The sequence below is a fragment of the Frigoribacterium sp. CFBP 8766 genome, assembly GCF_014841435.1.
Classification (GTDB): Bacteria; Actinomycetota; Actinomycetes; order Actinomycetales; family Microbacteriaceae; genus Frigoribacterium.
The window spans coordinates 614,888-633,769 of record NZ_JACYTX010000001.1 but is presented as its reverse complement, the minus strand read 5'-3'; the positions used below and the strand labels follow the sequence as shown (position 1 = coordinate 633,769).

Below are 18,882 nucleotides of genomic sequence, written 5' to 3'. Positions count from 1 at the left end.
CGAGCACACGCACGCACCCGCACTCACGCCGAAGGGCGGCTCCCCCGGAGGAGAGCCGCCCTTGCGGTGTGACTGGTGCGGTCGCGGACTAGAAGTCCATGCCGCCCGAGGGGTCGCCGGCCGGGGCCGGGTTGCGCTCGGGCTTGTCGGCGACGACGGCCTCGGTGGTCAGGAACAGACCAGCGATGGAGGCGGCGTTCTGCAGGGCAGAGCGGGTCACCTTGGCCGGGTCGATGATGCCGGCGGCGATCATGTCGACGTACTCGCCGGTCGCGGCGTTGAGGCCGTGTCCGACGGGCAGGCTGCGGACCTTGTCGGCGACGACGCCGGGCTCCATGCCTGCGTTGAAGGCGATCTGCTTCAGCGGAGCGTCGATCGCGACGCGCACGATGTTCGCGCCGGTCGCCTCGTCGCCCTCGAGGTGCAGCTCGGCGAGAGCGGTCTTGCCGGCCTGGATGAGGGCGACGCCACCACCGGCGACGATGCCCTCCTCGACGGCTGCCTTCGCGTTGCGGACGGCGTCCTCGATGCGGTGCTTGCGCTCCTTGAGCTCGACCTCCGTGGCCGCGCCGGCCTTGATGACGGCGACGCCGCCCGCGAGCTTGGCGAGGCGCTCCTGGAGCTTCTCGCGGTCGTAGTCGCTGTCGGTCGCCTCGATCTCGGAGCGGATCTGACGGACGCGGCCCGCGATCTGCTCGGGGTCGCCGGCGCCCTCGACGATGGTCGTCTCGTCCTTGGTGATGACGACCTTGCGTGCACGGCCGAGCAGGTCGAGCGTCGCGTTCTCGAGCTTGAGGCCGACCTCCTCGGCGATGACCTGGCCACCGGTGAGGATGGCGATGTCCTGCAGCTGGGCCTTGCGACGGTCGCCGAAGCCGGGGGCCTTGACGGCGACCGACTTGAAGATGCCGCGGATCTTGTTGACGACCAGGGTCGCCAGCGCCTCGCCGTCGACGTCCTCGGCGATGATGAGCAGCTGCTTGCCGCTCTGGATCACCTTGTCGACGACGGGGAGGAGGTCCTTGATGTTCGAGATCTTCGAGTTGACGATGAGCACGTAGGCGTCCTCGAAGACGGCCTCCTGGCGCTCGGGGTCGGTCACGAAGTACTGCGACAGGTAGCCCTTGTCGAAGCGCATGCCCTCGGTCAGCTCGAGCTCGGTGCCGAAGGTGTTCGACTCCTCGACGGTGACGACGCCCTCCTTGCCGACCTTGTCGATGGCCTCGGCGATGAGCGCGCCGATGGTGGGGTCGGCGGCGGAGATCGAGGCCGTGGCCGCGATCTGCTCCTTGGTCTCGATGTCCTTCGCGTCGGCGAGGAGCTGGGCCGAGACGGCGGCGGCGGCCTTCTCGATGCCGCGCTTCAGCGAGATGGGGTCGGCGCCTGCGGCGACGTTGCGGAGGCCCTCACGGACGAGCGCCTGGGCGAGCACGGTGGCGGTGGTGGTGCCGTCGCCGGCGACGTCGTCCGTCTTCTTGGCGACCTCCTTGACGAGCTCGGCACCGATCTTCTCGAACGGGTCGTCGAGCTCGATCTCCTTGGCGATGGAGACGCCGTCGTTCGTGATGGTGGGGGCGCCCCACTTCTTCTCGAGCACGACGTTGCGGCCGCGCGGGCCGAGCGTGACCTTCACCGCGTCGGCCAGGATGTTCAGGCCGCGCTCGAGGCCACGACGGGCCTCTTCGTCAAAAGCAATGATCTTAGCCATGTGTTTCCTCGTCCCTCCCGGACGTCATGAAGCAGAAGCATTGGCACTCACCAACGGCGAGTGCCAGGGACGATTCTGGCACTCTCACCTATGGAGTGCAAGTGAGCCCCGCACCTCGTGACGCCCGGCAGGGGTCAGGCCAGGCGGACGCTCTCCGCCTGCGGCCCCTTGTCGCCCGTGCCGACCTCGAAGACGACCGCCTGGCCCTCCTCGAGGACCTTGTAGCCGTTCATGTCGATGGCGGAGTAGTGGACGAAGACGTCCTGTCCGCCCTCCGTCACGGTGATGAAGCCGTAGCCCTTCTCCGCGTTGAACCACTTGACGGTGCCCTGTGCCATGGTGTCGTTCCCCTTGCTGTGCTCTGGTGCGGCGCGTGCGGTGGTGCCAGTGCCGGGACCAGATGCTAGCCAGGGCGCGCGGGCCCGCAGAAGGCCTCGGCGCAGGGTTAACCCGCTAGAAGTGACGAATTCACACGTTCCGCAACGGGACGGCAACACGACCGCAACGGGACAGCAACGAGGAGGCGCGCCTCAGGGCGCGTAGTCCGCCCCCAGCACCGCGGTCACCGACGAGTCGGGGAACGCGTCGCTCAGCTCGACCGTGGTCGCGCCGAGGTCGCGGGCCACGCCGCGGGCCACGGCCTCGTCGGCCGCGTCGGCGTAGTAGACGATCGTCGAGGGCACGGTGCCGTCGGCGTTGCCCTGGCCGGCCACGGTCCAGCCGGTCTCGGCGAGCGCCAGCGACGCGCTGCTCGCGAGCCCGCTCGTCGTCGTGCCGTTGAGCACGGTGATCGTGGTGACGTCGGGGTCGACGGACGCCGGGTCGGCGGCGGCGACGGTCTCGGCCGGCGTCGTGGGGGCGGCGGTCCCGTCCGTCGCGTCGTCGGCCGGCGTCCCGGACCCGGCCTCGGCCGTCTCGTCGGAGGTCGGAGAGACGAACTGGAAGCTGTCGTTCGCGACGCCGAGGTACACGACGCCCGCGCCGACGAGGACGCCGACCGCGAGGGCGCACCACGCGAAGACGACCCAGCCGCGACCTCGCCGTGCCACGGCTCGGTGGGCCCCGACCCTGTGCAGGTCGCCGGGCACCTCGTCGAATCGGTCGCGGGGGTGTTTCGCCATGGTGTGGTGTCGGTCTTCCGTGTGGGTCAGCGGTCGGTCGGCCCGAACGAGCGGGCGGCCCTCGCCCGCGAGCGCTCGTCGCGCAGTCGCAGGAGCCTCCCCACGAGCATGGGCGAATAGGCAAGTGCAGCAGGTCTGTCGAGGAGGGAGCCGAGCATCTGCTGATAGCGCGCGGTCGTGAGGCCGAGCTCGCGCCGCACCGCCGCCTCCTTCTGTCCGGGCGAGGAAGGGGCACGCTGCTCGAAGTCGAGCAGGGCACGGTCGCGCTCGGACAGCGCGCTCGTGCGCACGTCCCCGCTGCCGCTGCCCTCGTCGCTCACTGCCCCGCCCTCTCGGTCCCGGCCAGCTTAGGGGCGGGCGGCGGAGCAGCCGGGGAGGCGCGGGGCGGTTCGGCCGGTCCGCTCCCAGCCGTCAGCCGGTCGTCCACAGGCGGGTGCCGTGGGCGTCCCCCACCGCCAGCGCACGTCCGTCGAGGGCGAGCACGGCGAAGGCCTCGTCGACGGGCACACCGTCGGGCAGCACGACCGGCACTTCGTGCAGCAGGCCCCGCCGCTCGTACGAGATCCACCGCGCGCCCAGGCCGCCCACCAGGTCGACGAACTCCTGTCGACGGCGTCCGGGCAGGTAGACGAGCGTGCCGGTCGAGACGACGACGAGGGTCGCGTCCCGGGGCGCCTCGGCCGCGAGCCGCACGAGGTCGTCGACGGCGTCGCCCCGCTCGACCCGAGGAGGCGCGGCGGCGGCCACCGAGACAGCCTGCGCCAGCAAGGCGGCCCGCCCCGTCGCCCCGGGCGGGAGCAGCGCCTCGAGCCAGCCCACGTCCCCCGCGGAACGCACGTCGAGCGGGTCCAGGTCGAGGCCCGCGCGCCAGACGACCTCGGGCAGCCGCACCTCGCCGAGGTCGCCGTGCACGACGACGTCGAGCTGGACGGAGCTGTCCGGGGCGCCCCAGCGGACGTCGCCCGCGCGGTGCCCGTATCGGTCGGGCAGCAGGCCGAGGCCGGCCGAGGCGCCGACCTCGAGCAGGGCCACCGGCCCCTCCACCCGAGCCAGGGCGAGCGACACGGGGCTGGTGCGCCGCACGTCGTTGGTCTGCGTGAGCCGCCGGCCGAGCTCGTCGAGGAACCGGTCGGGGTGGTCGAGCAGCCAGCGCCGCAGCTCGGGCCAGGGGCCGAGGGGCGCACCCAGCCACCTCGCGACGGCGAGCACCAGCACCGGCTGACGCCGCGCCTCCTCGGCTCGCTCGACCAGCGCGAGCACCTCGGCGTCGGCGGCGACGCCTCGGGCCGCGGCCGCCCAGGTCGGCGACCCCTCGAGCAGGACGGCGTCCGCGTAGGCGGCGAAGCGGTCGGAGAGGGTCGGCGGCGGGGTCACCGGCCGAGTATCGCACCCCTGGGAGGCAGCCCCGAGGAGGCGGCGGCGCGGAATGGGCGTCGGCGGCGCGGTGTTCAATGGAGAGTCCCCGACGAGCAGGCCCCGACGCCTGCGAGTCCCCCCTGACGCAGAGGAGTGCACCATGGCGAACGAGCCCGTGTCGTACCAGGTCGAGAAGTCCGACGAAGAGTGGCGTCGTGAGCTCGACCCCCAGGCCTACCAGGTGCTCCGCCAGGCGGCCACCGAACGCCCGTGGACGGGCGAGCTGCTCGACGAGAGCCGTGCCGGCGTGTACGCCTGCGCCGCCTGCGGCGCCGAGCTCTTCAAGAGCGGCACCAAGTTCGACAGCGGCTGCGGCTGGCCGAGCTTCTACGAGTCGGTCGACCCGGAGGCCGTCCAGCTGATCGAGGACGACTCGCTCGGCATGGTCCGCACCGAGGTCCGCTGCGCGACCTGCGGGTCGCACCTCGGCCACGTGTTCCCCGACGGCTTCGGCACCCCGACCGGCGACCGCTACTGCATGAACTCGATCTCGCTCGACTTCAAGGCCGAGGGCACCTCGGCCGGCGACCAGGCCCAGGCCTGATGGGCGCCGTCGCCGACGCTGCCCGCCGGCGACGGTCCCGCTCGAAGGTGACCGACGAGGCGCCCGGGCACGAGCAGCTGCTCGAGCTCGTGCAGGCGGCCGCGACGGTGGCCGACCACTCGTCGCTGCGGCCGTGGCGGCTGATCGAGCTGCGCGGCGACGACCGGCTGCTGATCGGTCGAGGGCTCGCCGAGGCGAGCGGTGCCGACGGCAAGTCGGCCGAGAAGCTCGAGCAGAAGGCCCTGCGGGCGCCGCTCGTCCTCGCGGTCGTGCTGTCGCCCGTCGAGAGCCGCAAGGTGCCCGAGTGGGAGCAGGAGAGCGTCGCCTCGGGCGTCGCCCACCTGCTGTCGCTCGTGCTCGACGACGAGGGCTGGGGCGTGTTCTGGCGCACCGGCACCGACACCCGCCACGAGGCGGTGCACAGGGCCCACGGGCTGGCGCCGCACGAGAAGCTGCTCGGCTGGCTCTACGTCGGCGGGCGGACCGAGCGCGACGAGAAGCCCCGCAAGCTGCTCGAGCCCGGGCGCTTCGTCAGCGCACCGGGCTCAGCGACCGTCGAGGCGTAGACCTCGGCGAGCAGCCTGGGCCTACCAGGCTGCGTCTACCAGGACTTGCGGCTCTGCCCCACGACGGTGATCGGCAGCCAGAACGAGCCGGTCATGAGCACGATGCCCGCGAAGAAGACGAAGGCGTTGGGCTCGTCCTGCCCGAACGAGTACGCGAACAGCGCGAAGCTCGCGAGCAGCAGGATGATCGAGCCGATGGCGGTCAGGACGTTGGTCATGGGAGCTCCTCGTGGTCGGTGCCCGGGACGACCGGGCGCGACCGCGCGGGTCGCTGCAGCTCCTACTTCACCACTTGCGCCGGGTCTGCGCCAATCCTGCGTGGCGTGCAGGCCGCCAGCCGCGCCCCAGCGCGTGCTCGCTGCCCTCCTCACCTGCCCGTCGCCCGTCCGACGTCGGGTCGGTAAGATGGTCCCGCCCGCCGCCTTGGCGCAGTCCGGTAGCGCAGTGCTCTTGTAAAGCGAAGGTCGTCGGTTCGAATCCGACAGGCGGCTCCCCCGGCCCCGTCCCGCCCCTCGGCGGGGCGGGGCCTTCCCCGTGCCGGCCTCAGCCCTCACCCCTCACCCCGCACCCCCAGCCCCGCAGCACCCGACGACGTGCGCTCCCGACGAGAGGACCTCTCGACCGTGCCGTCCCGCCCGCCCGCCGCCGCCTCCGGCAGCCTCTTCCCCCGGCCCCGCGACCTGCTGCGCGTCGGGCCGCACGACGGCGCCCACCTGCCCGCCCTCCGCGTGGCCGTCTCGGTCGTGCTGCCGCTCGCCGTGCTCGTCGCGATCGGGCACGCCGAGTGGGCGCCCTACGCGACGTTCGGCGCGTTCGCCTCGGCGTTCGGCCGCGGGCTCGGTCGCGTGCAGCGCCTCGGCATGCAGCTCGAGGCGGGCGCGCTGCTCGTCGTGGTCGTCGTGCTCGGCACGGCGCTCTCGGCGGCGCAGCTGCCCGCCGTGGCGCTGGTGCCGGTCGTGGCGCTCGTGGCGGGGGCGGCCTCCGTGGTCGCGGACGTGCGCGACTGGAACCCGCCCGGCCCCCTCTTCCCGGTCTTCGGGCTCGGCGTCTGCGCCTTCGTGCCGGCGGTGCCGTCGAGCGTCGGGGTCGCGGCGGTCGTCTCGTCGCTGAGCGTGCTGCTCGCCCTCGCGACCTCGCTCGTCGGCCTGGTGCGCCGCTCCGGCAGGCGGGCCCTCGCCGAGCCCGGCGCCCGGGCCGTCGGGCGTCCGGTCGTCGCCGTCGACCTGCGCCGCGCCCTCCTGCACGCCGGCGTCTGCCTGGTGGCCTCGCTCGCGGCCGGTCTCCTCAGCGTCGGACTCGGGCTGCAGAACCCGTACTGGGCGATGGTCTCCGCCGTGGTGCCCGTTGTGGGCCGCGCGACGTCGGGACAGCTGCTGCGAGCCGGCCACCGCCTCCTCGGCACGGTCGTGGGGCTGGGCCTCGCCGCCCTGCTGCTGGTCTGGCAGCCGAGCGCCGTCGCGCTCGTCGTCGCCTTCGGGGTGCTCCAGTTCGGGACCGAGCTCGTCGTCGCGCGGAACTACGGCCTGGCGCTCGTGTTCATCACGCCGATGGCGCTCGGCATGCCCGCCATCGGCGGCGCGCCCGTCGACGTGGGGGCCCTGATCGCGGCCCGCGGGGCGGACACGGTGATCGGGGTCGGCGTCGTCGTGCTGGTGCTCCTCGCGACCCACCGACTCCGCAGCAGGCCCGCGTCGGACGGCGCGCCGACCAGGCTCGCCTAGGAGGCGTCGGCCTGCGCGCGCGCCCGCCGGTCGCCCCGGGACCACCAGACGAGGTCCGCGACGCCCTGGGCGATCAGCAGCACGGCGACGAGGGACACGATGAGCGTGATCGTCTCGACCGGCCCGCCGGAGGTGAGGGTCAGCAGCTGCACGACGAGCCCGAGCACGCCGAGGACGATCTCGAAGACGGGAGGCAGGACGGTGCCGGTCTTCGTCAGCGTGAACCAGGGGCGGCGGAGTTCGCTCATGGTCCGAGTCTAGGGAGGACGTATCCTCGACCGGGTCGCCCGGACGGCGACACGGCACGCCGCCGCGCGGCACGACCCAGGAGGCCATCGTGAGGACCAGGCAGGTGCGCGTCGACCCCGACGTCCCGAACTGGCTGCTGACGAAGGACGGCGGCCTCGTGCGGCCGATCGTGACCGTCGTCTCTGCCGGTCTGCTGGCCGCCAGCATCCTCACGAGCCTGCTCGTCGGGGGCGGCAGCCTCACCGTCGTGGCCGTCGTCCTGCTCGTGCTGGCCGTCGCGGTGACCGTCTGGGCCGTCGTCGACGTCGTCTGGTGGACCCTCGGCGGTCGTCGCCGCATCGTCCGGCTGCCGCGCGACCCGGACAGCTGACACCTCTCCGACCCTCGAGACATGCTCGCGAGGGCATGTTCGTGCCCCGCGATCCTGGCAACCGCACAGAGAACTGCGCCGTAAACTCGACCGATGCACCCGACCGGTGCTCACGATCTCCCGGCTGCCGACGACCACCGTTCGTCGCCCGAGCCGGTGCACACGCCCGAGACAATTCGACAGGGAGTCCCGTTGACAGGACACGCCACGACCGGCGCGGCGCCCACCGACGCCGCCTTCTTCGGAGCCGACGCCGCGACCCTCGAGGCCGACGCTGCCGAGCGCGAGGCCGGTGCCGCCTCCGCGGCCGCACGGGACGACGGCGCCGCGGTCCCCGCGGTCGGGGCCGGCAACGCCACCACGCGCCACCGCAACGTCGCGCTGCTCAGCGTCGCGAGCACCATGGCGACCCGCGTGACCACCTCCGCCAGCATCGACGAGAAGCTCCGCCCGGTGCTCAAGCGCCTCAAGCTGCCCACGGGCCTGCTGCAGCGCGTCGCCGGCGTCGAGGAGCGCCGCAACTGGGCCGAGGGCCAGAGCTTCGACGAGGCCGCGATCGACGCCGGCAAGCGAGCGCTGGCCGAGGCCGGCGTCCGGCCCGACCAGGTCGGCCTGCTCATCAACACCTCCGTGACGCGGCCGCACCTCGAGCCCTCGGTGGCCGTCCGGCTGCACCACGGCCTCGGCCTGCCCTCGTCGGCCACGAACTTCGACATCGCGAACGCCTGCCTCGGCTTCGTCAACGGCATGACGCTCGCCGCGCAGCTGATCGACGCCGGCCAGATCGACTACGCCGTGATCATCGACGGCGAGGACGCGGACGACGTCCAGGTCAACACCATCGACCGCCTCCTGACCAAGGGCTACGAGCGCGACGACTTCATGAGCGAGTTCGCGAGCCTGACGCTGGGCTCCGGCGCCGCGGCGGCCGTGATCGGCCGTGCCGACCGCCACCCCGAGGGGCACCGCATCCTCGGCGGCGTCACGCGCGCGGCGACCGAGAACTACGACCTCTGCGTCGGCAGCGTCGACGGCATGTTCACCGACGCGAAGGCCCTGCTCAAGCGCGGCATGGAGCTCGTCGTCTCGGCCTGGAAGGAGGCGGCCCGCGACTGGAACTGGCAGCGCATGGACCGCTACATCATGCACCAGGTCAGCGACGTGCACACCGGCGCCTTCGTCAAGGCCGCGGGCATCGACCGCAAGCGCGTCCCGCTCACCTACCCCACCCTCGGCAACGTCGGCCCGGCGTCGATCCCGATCACCCTCGTCGAGGAGTCGCGCACCCTCGCCAAGGGCGACCGCGTGCTGCTGATGGGCGTCGGCTCGGGCATCAACACCGCGATGATGGAGCTCGCCTGGTGAGTCGCCTGCCCTCGGCCGCGCGGGCGACGTCGCCCGCGACGCTCCCCCCGGCCGGGCTCGACGGCCTCGACCCGTCGTGGTCGCGGCTGGTGACCGTGCCTGCAGGAGGCGCCGAGCGCGTCGAGCGCACGTGGCACCTCCTCGACAACGCCGCCTCCCTCGAGGCACTCGGGGCGGAGCCCGTCGGCACCGTGCTCTGCGTGCACGGCAACCCGACGTGGTCGTACCTCTGGCGTCGTCTCGTGGCCCAGGCGACCGAGGCCGCCGCGTCCGGCCGGCCCGCGTGGCGCGTCGTCGCCGTCGACCAGCTCGACATGGGCTTCTCGGAGCGGACCGGCGTCGAGCGGGGCCTGCCTCAGCGGGTCGCCGACCTCGCCGCGCTCACCACCGAGCTCGGCCTCGAGGGCCCCGTCGTCACGCTCGGCCACGACTGGGGCGGCGTCGTCTCGATGGGCTGGGCGGTCGACCACCCCGGCCAGCTCGCCGCGGTGACGATGCTCAACACGGCGATCCACCAGCCGGCCGACGAGCCGATCCCGGCGCCCCTCCGCCTGACGCTCGCCCGCGGCGTCCTGGGACGCGCGACGGTCGCGACGACCGGGTTCATCGACGTGACGCTCGGGCTCGCCCACCCGCGGCTCAGGGACACCGTCCGTACCGGTTACCGCGCGCCCTACCTGTCGGCTGCACGCCGTGGCGGCGTCGGCGGGTTCGTGGCCGACATCCCCGTCGACCAGCAGCACCCGAGCCGCGCCGAGCTCGACCGGATCGCCGCCTCCCTGCGCGACCTCGCCGTGCCGAGCCTGATGCTCTGGGGCCCGCGCGACCCGATCTTCGGCGACCGCTACCTCGACGACCTCGCCGACCGCCTCCCGCACGCCGACGTGCACCGCTTCGAGGGCGCCGGCCACATGATCGCCGAGGACGTCGACTACGCGGCCGCCGTGCTGACCTGGCTGGGCGACCGGTTCCCCGAGGGGCCGACGCGCGCCTCCTCGGCCGGTGACCGCCGCGCCGCCTCGACCGGCGGCGGTGCAGCGGCGACGACGACGGCGTCCATGGCCACTGACCCGCGAGGAACGGCGGCGACGACCGCCGAGGAGGCGCCGGGCACCGTCCAGGACCGCCCGCTCTGGTCGTACCTCGACTCCCTGGCCGACAGCCCCGAGGCCGCCCTGATCGAGATGGTGCCGCACGGGGCCGCGCGCGGCTCCGGCCCCCGCCGGGTCAGCTGGCAGCTGCTCAGCCGACGCGTGCACGAGATCGCCCTCGGCCTCCGCAAGCACGGCGTGCGACCAGGCGACCGGGTGTCGCTGCTAGTGCAGCCCGGGGCCGACCTCACCGCCGTGCTCTACGCCTGCGTGCGGATCGGGGCCGTGGTCGTCGTCGCCGACGCCGGGCTCGGTGTCCGCGGGCTCACCCGTGCCGTGCGCGGCGCCTGGCCCGACCACGTCATCGGCCAGCTGCCAGGCCTGACCGCGGCACGCGCGCTCGGCTGGCCGGGACGCGTCGTCTCGACCCAGCGGCTCTCGCCCGTCCTGGCGCGCTCGCTCGGCGTCGAGACCTCGCTGCCCGAGATCGCCGCCCTCGGCCGTCGTGCGCACGACGCGATGGCCGAGCTGCCCGAGCCGCCCGTGGCCGAGGCACCCGCCGCGATCCTCTTCACGTCCGGCTCGACGGGGCCCGCCAAGGGCGTCGTCTACCGGCACGGCCAGCTGACCGCGCTGCGGGACGCCCTCGCCGACCGGTACGGCGTCGGGCCCGGCACCGGCCTCGTCGCCGGGTTCGCCCCCTTCGCCCTGCTCGGCCCCGCGCTCGGCGCGACGAGCGTGACGCCCGACATGGACGTCACCTCGCCCCGCACGCTGACCGCCCGCGCCGTCGCGGCGGCGGCCGAGGCGGTCGACGCGACGGTCGTCTTCCTCTCCCCCGCCGCGCTGACGAACGTGGTCGCGACCGCGGACGAGCTCGACGACGCCGGTCGCCGCGCACTCGCCGGGGTGTCGACGTTCCTGTCGGCCGGTGCCCCCGTCTCGGCGACGCTGCTCGCCGCCGCGGGCGACCTGATGCCGGGAGCCGTGCCGCACACCCCCTACGGCATGACCGAGGGACTGCTGATGACCGACGTCACGCTCGACGAGGTCCGCGAGGCCGCGAGCGACCCGTCGGCGAACGGCGTCTGCGTCGGCCGCCCGGCGCCGACCGTGCAGGTGCGCGTCGCTCCGCTCGACGAGGCGGGGCGCGCCTCCGACGCCTTCTCCGACGCCGTCGGCGTCACGGGCGAGATCGTCGTGTCGGCGCCGCACCTCAAGCACGGGTACGACCGGCTGTGGCTGACCGACCGGGCCAGCGTGCGCGGCGTGGGCGACACGACCGGCGTGGGCGGCGCTGCCGCCGGGACCGACGCCTCCTCGGCCGGGTCGTCCGGTCGGTGGCACCGCACCGGCGACGTCGGGCACGTCGACGACCAGGGCCGGCTCTGGGTCGAGGGCCGCCTGCCGCACGTCGTGACGACCGCCTCCGGCCCCCTGACCCCGGTCGCCGCCGAGCAGGCCGTCGAGTCGCTCGCCGGCGTGGCCCGCGCGGCCGTCGTCGGCGTCGGACCGGCGGGCACACAGCAGGTCGGCGTCGTCTGCGAGGGGTCCCCCGCCGTGCGGCGCCCCGGGCTCGCGGCCGCCGACCTCGCCGCCGACGTGCGCGCGGCCGTGCTCGACGCCGTCGGCCACCGCGTCGCCGCCGTGCTCGTCGTGCCGGAGCTGCCGACCGACGTGCGCCACAACAGCAAGATCGACCGCGCGCGCCTGTCTGCGTGGGCGACGTCGGTGCTGTCGGGCGGACGGATGCGCCGCCCGTGAGCGCGCCCGTGGCCGCGCCCGTGGTCGCCGCGCCCGCGCCCGCGCCCGCCGCGCCCGCCGCGCCCTCGCGCGCCGGGCGGGCGGGTTCGTCGTCGGCGGGCCGTCGTGGCCGCCCGTGCGCGACGGGCACGACCGTGCACGCAGGCTCCGTGCCTGCCGCAGCTGCTGCATCTGCCGGGGAGCCGCGGCCGTGAGGGTGCTCGTCACGGGCGCGAGCGGCCTGCTCGGCGGCGCCGTCGCCCGGGCCGTCACGGTGGCCGGGCACGAGGTCACGACATTCCAGCGTCGACCGTCGGGCGTCGCCGGGGTGCGCGACGTCGCCGGCTCCATGACCGACGCCGCGGCCGTCGCGGCGGCGGTCGACGGGCAGGAGGCGGTGGTCCACCTGGCCGCCAAGGTCTCGCTGGCCGGCGACCCGGCCAACTTCGAGGCGGTCAACGTCGGGGGCACGAGCTCCCTGCTCGACGCGATGCGCGCCTCCGGCGTGGCCCGCCTCGTCTTCGTCTCGTCGCCCTCGGTGGCCCACGGAGGCGCCTCGATCGTCGGTGAGGACGCCGCTCCGGCGGCCCCCTCGCGGGCACGCGGCGACTACGCCCGCACCAAGGCCGCGGCTGAGCTGCTCGCCCTCGCCGCCGCGACGGACGACCTGCGCGTCGTCGCCGTGCGCCCGCACCTGGTCTGGGGCCCCGGCGACACGCAGCTCGTCGAGCGCATCGTCGAGCGGGCCCGGCAGGGGCGGCTGCCGCTGCTCGACCACGGGGCCGCCCTGATCGACTCGACCTACGTCGACAACGCCGCCTCGGGCATCGCCGCCGCGCTCGAGCGGGTCGACGCCCTCTCGGGCCGCGCCTACGTGATCACCAACGGAGAGCCGCGCACGGTCGCCGACCTCATGGCGGGGATCTGCGTCGCGGGCGGCGCACCGGTGCCGCGCCTCCGCGTGCCCGCCGGGCTCGCTCGCGTCGCGGGATCGCTCGTCGAGCGCGTCTGGGCCGTGCGGCCCGGCGCCGACGAGCCGCCCATGACGCGGTTCCTCGCGGAGCAGCTCTCGACGGCGCACTGGTTCGACCAGCGACGCACGCAGCACGACCTCCGGTGGACGCCCGGGGTCTCGGTCGACGAGGGCCTCCGCCGCCTGGCCGCCTGGTACGACGCGGGCAGCCCCGCCGTCTGACCCACCCGCGCCCTGACGGGCGCACCCGCACGGCCCAGCGGACCAGTTGCCCGAGAATGCTGCCCCCGCACGTGCGGGGCGACCATCCGGGGCAACTCGTCCGCGCCCACGAGCGCAGCCGCACGATCCGGCGAACGAGTTGCCCCGAAAGGCTGCCCCCGCACGCGCGGGGGCAGCCTTTCGGGGCAACTCGCGCGGGGCGGCACGCGGCTAGATGACCGCGTCGCTCCAGCCGTCGGGGTTGCCGAAGCGGTGCGCCGTGATCGACACGGCCTGCTCGCGCAGGAACGGCAGCAGTTCGAGTCGTCCGGTCGGCGTGACCGGCGCGGCGAAGACCGCGACGGCTGGGTCGCCGCCGAGCGCGTCGGCGAGGGCCGAGGAGGCGGCGCCCCCGTCGGCAGCGCCCGTCACGAGGCGCACGCGCTCGGTCCGCAGCCCGCCCGCCCGGACGCGGTCGTGCCAGGCGTCGTCGCTCTCGACCCGGATCGCCCCGACGCCGAGGCCGAGCGCTGAGACGAACGGCTCGGGCAGGGCCGTGGCGACGGATGCCGTGAACGGCGAGCCCGAGCGCAGGGCGGCGAGCAGCACCCGCACGACGTCGGCGAGGGAGGCGCCCTCGGCAGCGCGAACCGTCACCGCGAGCGGGCGGTAGCGAAGCAGGTCGCGCTCGAGGCCGAGCTGGCTGACGTCGCGGGCGACGCCGAACTCGGCCTGCCAGAAGTGCTCGTCGGTGGCGACGGCCGCGGCGACCAGGTCGGCGTCGGCTCCGAGCGACGGGGTCGCGGCGCGGAGGGCGGCGGCGACGGCCTTGCCGGGCCGCGCCTCCCCCGCCGCAGCGCCCGCGAGGGTCGTGGGCGTCCACGACCCGAGGTGCACGAGGTAGTTCGGTCCTCCCGCCTTGGCGCCGGCACCGACCGACGACTTCTTCCAGCCGCCGAACGGCTGACGACGGACGACCGCGCCGGTGATGCCGCGGTTCACGTAGAGGTTGCCGGCCTCGACGCCGTCGAGCCAGGTCGACAGCTCGGCCGGGTCGAGGGTGTGCAGCCCGGCGGTGAGGCCGTAGTCGGTGGCGTTCTGCAGCGCGATCGCCTCGTCGAGGGTCGCGGCCGTCATGACGCCGAGCACCGGGCCGAAGTACTCGGTCAGGTGGAACTCGCTGCCCGCGGCCACCCCGGCGCGCACGCCGGGCGACCAGAGGCGGCCACTGTCGTCGAGCCGGCGGGGCTCGACGAGCCACGACTCACCCGCGCCGAGCGTCGTCAACGCGCGCTCGAGCTTGCCCGAAGCAGGCTCGATGATCGGGCCCATCTGGGTCGTGGGCTCCGACGGATAGCCGACGCGCATGGTCGACGCCGCGTCCACGAGCTGGCGGCGGAACCGCTCGGAGGTGCCGACCGAGCCGACGAGGATCACGAGGCTCGCGGCCGAGCACTTCTGCCCGGCGTGGCCGAACGCCGACTTGATCACGTCGGCGGCCGCGAGGTCGAGGTCCGCGCTCGGCGTGACGATGATCGCGTTCTTGCCGCTCGTCTCGGCGAGCAGCGGCAGGTCGGTGCGCCAGCTCGTGAACAGCGCGGCCGTCTCGAAGGCACCGGTGAGGATCACGCGGTCGACGGAAGGGTGCGAGACGAGGTGGCGGCCGAGGTCTCCCTCGTCCACGTCGACGAGCCGCAGCACGTCGCGGGGCACGCCCGCCTCCCACAGCGCCTCGACCATCACGGCCCCACAGCGCTTCGCCTGGCCGGCCGGCTTCACGACGACGCTGCTGCCCGCGGCGAGTGCCGCGAGCGTCGAGCCGGCGGGGATCGCGACCGGGAAGTTCCACGGCGGGGTCACGAGCGTCAGGCGCTCGGGCACGAAGTCGGCGCCGTCGACGACGTCGAGCTCCTCCGCGAGGTGGGCGTACCAGTTGGCGAAGTCGATCGCCTCGCTGACCTCGACGTCGCCTTCGGCGACGGTCTTGCCGGTCTCGCTCGCGGCGACCTCCATGAGGTCGGCCCGTCGGGCGGCCAGCGTGACGGCGGCGGCACGGAGCACCTCGGCCCGGCCCGCGCCTCCTCGTGCCGCCCAGGCGGGCTGCGCCGCGACCGCGCCGGCGACGATCTCGTCGAGCACGGAGGCGTCGGTCACCCGTGCCCGCTCGATGAGGTCGACGCCGAGCACCGAGTCGGTCGAGCGACGCTGGATCTCGCGGCCCCACGCGCGGTTGTCGGCCTTGGCGGGGTCGGTGTCGGGCTCGTTGTCGAAGCCGCTGCCGGCCTGACGCGGCCGGAGTGCCTGCGCGTCGTCGAGCCTGCTCTGCACGCGGTGCGGAGCGGGCGCCTCGACGTCGACGTCGGCGAGCGAGGCGAGGAACCGGCCCTTCTCGCGCTCGAACATCGCCTCGTTCGAGGCGAGCTCGAAGACGGCCGACATGAAGTTCTCGCTCGAGGCGTTCTCCTCGAGGCGGCGGATCAGGTAGCTGATGGCGACGTCGAACTCGCGCGGGTGCACGACCGGCGTGTAGAGCAGCAGCCCGCCGACGTCGGCCTTGACGAGCTCGGCCTGGCCCTCGGCCATGCCGAGCAGCATCTCGAACTCGACGCGGCCGCCGACGCCCCGCGCCTCGGCGAGGAGGTGGGCGAAGGCGATGTCGAAGAGGTTGTGGCCCGCGACGCCGATCTTCACCGCGCGCGTGCGCTCGGGCGTCAGCGCCCAGGCGAGGACGCGCTTGTAGTTCGTGTCGCTGGCCTGCTTCGTGTCGTAGGTGGCGAGCGGCCACTCGTGCACGACGGCGTCGACGGTCTCCATGGCGAGGTTCGCGCCCTTGACCACGCGGACCTTGATCGACGCCCCGCCCGCGTCGACCCGTCGGGTCGCCCACTGGGTCAGCCCCTGCAGGGCGCCGAGGGCGTCGGGGAGGTACGTCTGCAGCACGATGCCCGCCTCGAGGCCCTTCAGCTGCGGCTGGTCGAGGAGGCGCGTGAAGACCGCGATCGTCAGGTCGAGGTCGCGGTACTCCTCCATGTCGAGGTTGATGAACTTCGGCTCGCGCGAGCGGGCGGCGAGCTCGTAGAGGGGCGTGAGCTTCTCGACCACGCGCTCGACGGTCTCGTCGAAGGCCCACATCGAGAGCTGGCTGACGATCGACGACACCTTGATCGACACGTAGTCGACGTCGTCGCGCTCGAGCAGCGCCCGGGTGCCCGCGAGGCGGTGCTCGGCCTCGGCGTCGCCGAGCACGGCCTCGCCGAGCAGGTTGAGGTTGAGGCGCGTGCCCTCCGCCTTGATGCTGCTGATGGCCGAGCCGAGCTTGGCGGGCCGGGCGTCGGCGATGAGGTGGCCGACCATGCCGCGCAGCACGCGTCGGGCGACGGGCACGACGACGCCGGGCAGCACGGGGGCGACGACGCCGCCGACCCGGACGGCTCCGCGCATGTACCAGGGCAGGAACGCGGGCACCTGCGACGCCAGGCGCGACAGGTTGCGGGCGGCCACGCTGAGGTCCTCGGGGCGGACGACGCGGTCGACGAAGCCGATGGTGAAGGCGAGGCCCGACTCGTCCTTGAGCACCTGGGCGAGCAGGTGGGCCGAGTCGGTGCTGGGCGCCGACGACGCCTCGTTCGCCCAGCGGCGGGCCAGGGCGACGGCGTCGTCGCCGATCGACTCGGGGAGGGCTGCAGCTGCCGGCCGGGCCGGCTGGTCGATGGTGGTCATGCGGTCACGATAAGACCGGAACTTGCCAGGTGGCAAGGTTTGACACACGACCGTAACGTGGCGGCCGGCGGGTGCCTCCTGCACAGGCGACCGACGCCTCCTCGGCAGGGTCCGCGACCGACCCGTCCTCTGGTGGGCGGGCCTCCCGGCTGGTACTTTCACCTCGTCACCGAACCAGGGGGTCCGGCGACGTCACCCCACGTCGGAGGCGCGCAGATGGCGATGATCGAGGCCTCGGGCCTGACGAAGACCTACCGCTCGAAGTCGGGCCCGGTGCACGCGCTGACCGGCTTCGACCTCACCGTGCCCGAGGGCACCGTGAAGGCGCTGCTCGGGCCCAACGGCGCCGGCAAGACGACCGTGGTCAAGATGTTGACGACGCTCGAGGTGCCCGACTCGGGCACGGCGCAGATCAACGGCATCGACGTCGTGGGCGACCCGCAGGCCACCCGCCGCACCATCGGCGTCTCGGGCCAGTACGCGGCGGTCGACGAGAACCTCACCGGGTTCGAGAACCTCGACATGATCGGCCGGCTCTACCACCTCGGCGCGAAGGTGTCGCGCGAGCGGGCCCGCGAGCTGATCGACGTGTTCGACCTCTCGGCCGCCGGCGACCGCCCGGTCAAGGGCTTCTCGGGCGGCATGCGCCGACGGATCGATCTCGCGGGCGCCCTCGTGACGAACCCGCGCGTGCTGTTCCTCGACGAGCCGACGACCGGGCTCGACCCCCGCAGCCGCCTCGCCCTGTGGGACATCATCACCTCCCTCGTCGCCGGCGGCACCACGGTGCTGCTGACGACCCAGTACCTGGAGGAGGCGGACCGGCTGGCCGACGACATCGCCGTCATCGACGGCGGGCGCGTCATCGCCGAGGGCACCGCCGACCACCTCAAGGCGCAGGTGGGCGGGCACCGCCTCGTCGTGGCGCTCGTCGACGAGGCGCGCGCGCCCCAGGCCCTCGAGGTGCTGCGGCGGCACGGCGACGCCGAGCCGACGCTCGGCAGCGACGGCCGCCAGGTCGAGGTCGCCGTCACCGACGGCCCGACCGCGCTGCAGCGCACCCTGGCCGACCTCGGCGCCGCGGGCATCGAGCTGCACGACGCCGGCATGCGCCGCCCCACGCTCGACGACGTGTTCCTGCAGCTGACCGGGCGCAAGGCCGTCGACGACGACGACGACCCCGACACGGGCTCGATCGCGACGGGGAAGACGAGCAGGACGAGCAAGAAGGAGGCGCGGCGATGACCACGACGAGCGCGCTCGCGCAGACCCTCACGCCCCTGGGCCCCACGGGGCTCGGCACCTGGGCCTCCGACGGGTGGACCGTGACGAAGCGCAACCTGATCAAGGTCAAGCGCTCGCCCGACATGCTGATCTTCGCGGTGCTGCAGCCGATCATGTTCGTGCTGCTGTTCAGCCAGGTCTACGGCGGCGCGATCGCCGTGCAGGGCACCGACTACACGCAGTTCCTGATGGCGGGCATCTTCGCCCAGACCGTCGTCTTCGGCTCGACCTTCTCGGGCGCCGCGATGGCGCAGGACCTGAAGGAGGGCATCATCGACCGGTTCCGTACCCTGCCGATGAGCCCGTCGGCGGTGCTCATCGGCCGGACGAACAGCGACCTCGCGCTCAACTCGATCTCGATGGTGATCATGATGCTCACGGGGCTCGCGGTCGGCTGGCGGGTGAACACGCCGCCGCTGATGTTCCTCGGGGGCATCGCGCTCTTGCTGCTGTTCAGCTACTCGTTCAGCTGGGTGATGGCGCTGCTCGGCATGAGCGTCAAGACCCCCGAGACGATCAACAACGCGTCGTTCATGGTCCTGTTCCCGCTCACGTTCATCTCGAACGCCTTCGTGCCGAGCGACACGCTGCCGACGGTGCTGCGCGTCTTCGCCGAGTGGAACCCGGTGTCGTCGCTGGTGCAGGCCGCCCGCACGTCGTTCGGCAACCTCGGCGAGACCCCCGTGCCCGACATCTGGACGCTGCAGCACCCGTACGTCACCGTGCTCGTCGGCCTCGCGGTCATGCTCGTCGTGTTCGTGCCGCTGAGCATCCGCAAGTTCCAACGGATCAGCTCGAAGTAAGGCACGG

General features: G+C 73.7%; 17 protein-coding genes and 1 tRNA gene. 10 read left to right on the top strand and 8 right to left on the bottom strand.

Annotated features, from left to right (window positions below; all coding sequences use genetic code 11):
* Positions 1-88: 88 nt before the first annotated feature.
* The 5 genes from groL to IFT90_RS03060 all read right to left on the bottom strand — a co-directional run bounded on the left by groL (position 89) and on the right by IFT90_RS03060 (position 4,203).
* Positions 89-1,708, bottom strand: coding sequence for a chaperonin GroEL (gene groL / locus IFT90_RS03080; protein WP_192040916.1), 1,620 nt, complete (start codon positions 1,706-1,708; stop codon positions 89-91).
* A 134-nt stretch (positions 1,709-1,842) separates the two neighbouring features.
* The gene (locus IFT90_RS03075) at positions 1,843-2,046 is read right to left on the bottom strand and encodes a cold-shock protein (RefSeq protein ID WP_192040915.1); all 204 of its coding nucleotides are present in this window, start codon (positions 2,044-2,046) and stop codon (positions 1,843-1,845) included.
* A gap of 192 nt (positions 2,047-2,238) precedes the next feature.
* Positions 2,239-2,829 carry a LytR C-terminal domain-containing protein gene (locus tag IFT90_RS03070; RefSeq protein WP_192040914.1) on the bottom strand — a complete coding sequence of 197 codons (591 nt, stop codon included), beginning with the start codon at positions 2,827-2,829 and terminating at the stop codon, positions 2,239-2,241.
* A gap of 26 nt (positions 2,830-2,855) precedes the next feature.
* Positions 2,856-3,149, bottom strand: coding sequence for a DUF3263 domain-containing protein (locus IFT90_RS03065; RefSeq protein ID WP_371812070.1), 294 nt, complete (start codon positions 3,147-3,149; stop codon positions 2,856-2,858).
* 91 nt (positions 3,150-3,240) lie between these two features.
* Positions 3,241-4,203, bottom strand: coding sequence for a DUF2332 domain-containing protein (locus IFT90_RS03060; protein ID WP_192040913.1), 963 nt, complete (start codon positions 4,201-4,203; stop codon positions 3,241-3,243).
* A 157-nt stretch (positions 4,204-4,360) separates the two neighbouring features.
* Here IFT90_RS03060 and msrB point away from each other — a divergent pair, with 157 nt between their 5' ends.
* Together msrB and IFT90_RS03050 are read left to right on the top strand one after the other, a co-directional pair.
* Positions 4,361-4,789 carry a peptide-methionine (R)-S-oxide reductase MsrB gene (msrB, locus tag IFT90_RS03055; RefSeq protein ID WP_123548307.1) on the top strand — a complete coding sequence of 143 codons (429 nt, stop codon included), beginning with the start codon at positions 4,361-4,363 and terminating at the stop codon, positions 4,787-4,789.
* Complete coding sequence (locus IFT90_RS03050; protein WP_192040912.1) at positions 4,789-5,355, top strand: nitroreductase family protein; 567 nt, start codon at positions 4,789-4,791, stop codon at positions 5,353-5,355. The genes msrB and IFT90_RS03050 overlap by 1 nt, the downstream gene beginning before the upstream one ends.
* Before the next feature lie 35 nt (positions 5,356-5,390).
* Here IFT90_RS03050 and IFT90_RS03045 read toward each other — a convergent pair whose 3' ends face one another.
* Positions 5,391-5,573 carry a hypothetical protein gene (locus IFT90_RS03045; protein WP_123547894.1) on the bottom strand — a complete coding sequence of 61 codons (183 nt, stop codon included), beginning with the start codon at positions 5,571-5,573 and terminating at the stop codon, positions 5,391-5,393.
* A gap of 199 nt (positions 5,574-5,772) precedes the next feature.
* On the opposite strand from IFT90_RS03045, the gene IFT90_RS03040 reads away from it, so the two are divergent.
* Positions 5,773-5,846, top strand: a tRNA-Thr gene (locus IFT90_RS03040).
* A gap of 102 nt (positions 5,847-5,948) precedes the next feature.
* The gene (locus IFT90_RS17415) at positions 5,949-7,076 is read left to right on the top strand and encodes an FUSC family protein (RefSeq protein WP_207106314.1); all 1,128 of its coding nucleotides are present in this window, start codon (positions 5,949-5,951) and stop codon (positions 7,074-7,076) included.
* On the opposite strand, the gene IFT90_RS03030 is transcribed toward IFT90_RS17415, so the two are convergent.
* Positions 7,073-7,324 (bottom strand): hypothetical protein, encoded by a 252-nt coding sequence (locus tag IFT90_RS03030; protein ID WP_192040910.1) that lies wholly within the window; start codon positions 7,322-7,324, stop codon positions 7,073-7,075. The two genes, IFT90_RS17415 and IFT90_RS03030, sit on opposite strands and share 4 nt — an antisense overlap.
* Positions 7,325-7,413: 89 nt before the next feature.
* On the opposite strand from IFT90_RS03030, the gene IFT90_RS03025 reads away from it, so the two are divergent.
* The 4 genes from IFT90_RS03025 (at position 7,414) to IFT90_RS03010 (ending at position 13,089) form a co-directional block, all read left to right on the top strand.
* Positions 7,414-7,695 (top strand): hypothetical protein, encoded by a 282-nt coding sequence (locus IFT90_RS03025; RefSeq protein ID WP_192040909.1) that lies wholly within the window; start codon positions 7,414-7,416, stop codon positions 7,693-7,695.
* Positions 7,696-8,097: 402 nt separating this feature from the next.
* A complete protein-coding gene (locus IFT90_RS03020) occupies positions 8,098-9,060 on the top strand; it encodes a 3-oxoacyl-ACP synthase III (RefSeq protein WP_192041404.1) in 963 nt (320 codons plus the stop codon).
* Between the two features lie 5 nt (positions 9,061-9,065).
* Positions 9,066-11,915, top strand: coding sequence for an alpha/beta fold hydrolase (locus tag IFT90_RS03015; protein ID WP_192041405.1), 2,850 nt, complete (start codon positions 9,066-9,068; stop codon positions 11,913-11,915).
* Positions 11,916-12,105: 190 nt separating this feature from the next.
* On the top strand, positions 12,106-13,089 hold the full coding sequence (locus IFT90_RS03010; RefSeq protein ID WP_192040908.1) for an NAD-dependent epimerase/dehydratase family protein: 984 nt from the start codon (positions 12,106-12,108) through the stop codon (positions 13,087-13,089).
* Positions 13,090-13,299: 210 nt separating this feature from the next.
* Here IFT90_RS03010 and IFT90_RS03005 read toward each other — a convergent pair whose 3' ends face one another.
* Positions 13,300-16,788: a bifunctional proline dehydrogenase/L-glutamate gamma-semialdehyde dehydrogenase gene (locus IFT90_RS03005; RefSeq protein WP_192040907.1), complete on the bottom strand. Its 3,489-nt coding sequence runs from the start codon at positions 16,786-16,788 to the stop codon at positions 13,300-13,302.
* 216 nt (positions 16,789-17,004) lie between these two features.
* On the opposite strand from IFT90_RS03005, the gene IFT90_RS03000 reads away from it, so the two are divergent.
* Positions 17,005-18,033: an ATP-binding cassette domain-containing protein gene (locus IFT90_RS03000; RefSeq protein WP_192040906.1), complete on the top strand. Its 1,029-nt coding sequence runs from the start codon at positions 17,005-17,007 to the stop codon at positions 18,031-18,033.
* Positions 18,030-18,875, top strand: a complete 846-nt coding sequence (locus tag IFT90_RS02995; RefSeq protein ID WP_192040905.1) for an ABC transporter permease — start codon at positions 18,030-18,032, stop codon at positions 18,873-18,875. The genes IFT90_RS03000 and IFT90_RS02995 overlap by 4 nt, the downstream gene beginning before the upstream one ends.
* The last annotated feature ends 7 nt before the right edge of the window (positions 18,876-18,882 follow it).

Excerpts from the sequence above, each read along its gene's own strand:
- IFT90_RS02995 (WP_192040905.1), top strand. The coding sequence starts at position 18,030 with ATGACCACGACGAGCGCGCTCGCGCAGACCCTCACGCCCCTGGGCCCC.
- IFT90_RS03045 (WP_123547894.1), bottom strand. The coding sequence starts at position 5,573 with ATGACCAACGTCCTGACCGCCATCGGCTCGATCATCCTGCTGCTCGCG.
- IFT90_RS03020 (WP_192041404.1), top strand. The coding sequence starts at position 8,098 with ATGGCGACCCGCGTGACCACCTCCGCCAGCATCGACGAGAAGCTCCGC.
- IFT90_RS03075 (WP_192040915.1), bottom strand. The coding sequence starts at position 2,046 with ATGGCACAGGGCACCGTCAAGTGGTTCAACGCGGAGAAGGGCTACGGC.
- IFT90_RS03030 (WP_192040910.1), bottom strand. The coding sequence starts at position 7,324 with ATGAGCGAACTCCGCCGCCCCTGGTTCACGCTGACGAAGACCGGCACC.
- IFT90_RS03050 (WP_192040912.1), top strand. The coding sequence starts at position 4,789 with ATGGGCGCCGTCGCCGACGCTGCCCGCCGGCGACGGTCCCGCTCGAAG.
- groL (WP_192040916.1), bottom strand. The coding sequence starts at position 1,708 with ATGGCTAAGATCATTGCTTTTGACGAAGAGGCCCGTCGTGGCCTCGAG.
- IFT90_RS03005 (WP_192040907.1), bottom strand. The coding sequence starts at position 16,788 with ATGACCACCATCGACCAGCCGGCCCGGCCGGCAGCTGCAGCCCTCCCC.
- IFT90_RS03070 (WP_192040914.1), bottom strand. The coding sequence starts at position 2,829 with ATGGCGAAACACCCCCGCGACCGATTCGACGAGGTGCCCGGCGACCTG.
- IFT90_RS03000 (WP_192040906.1), top strand. The coding sequence starts at position 17,005 with ATGGCGATGATCGAGGCCTCGGGCCTGACGAAGACCTACCGCTCGAAG.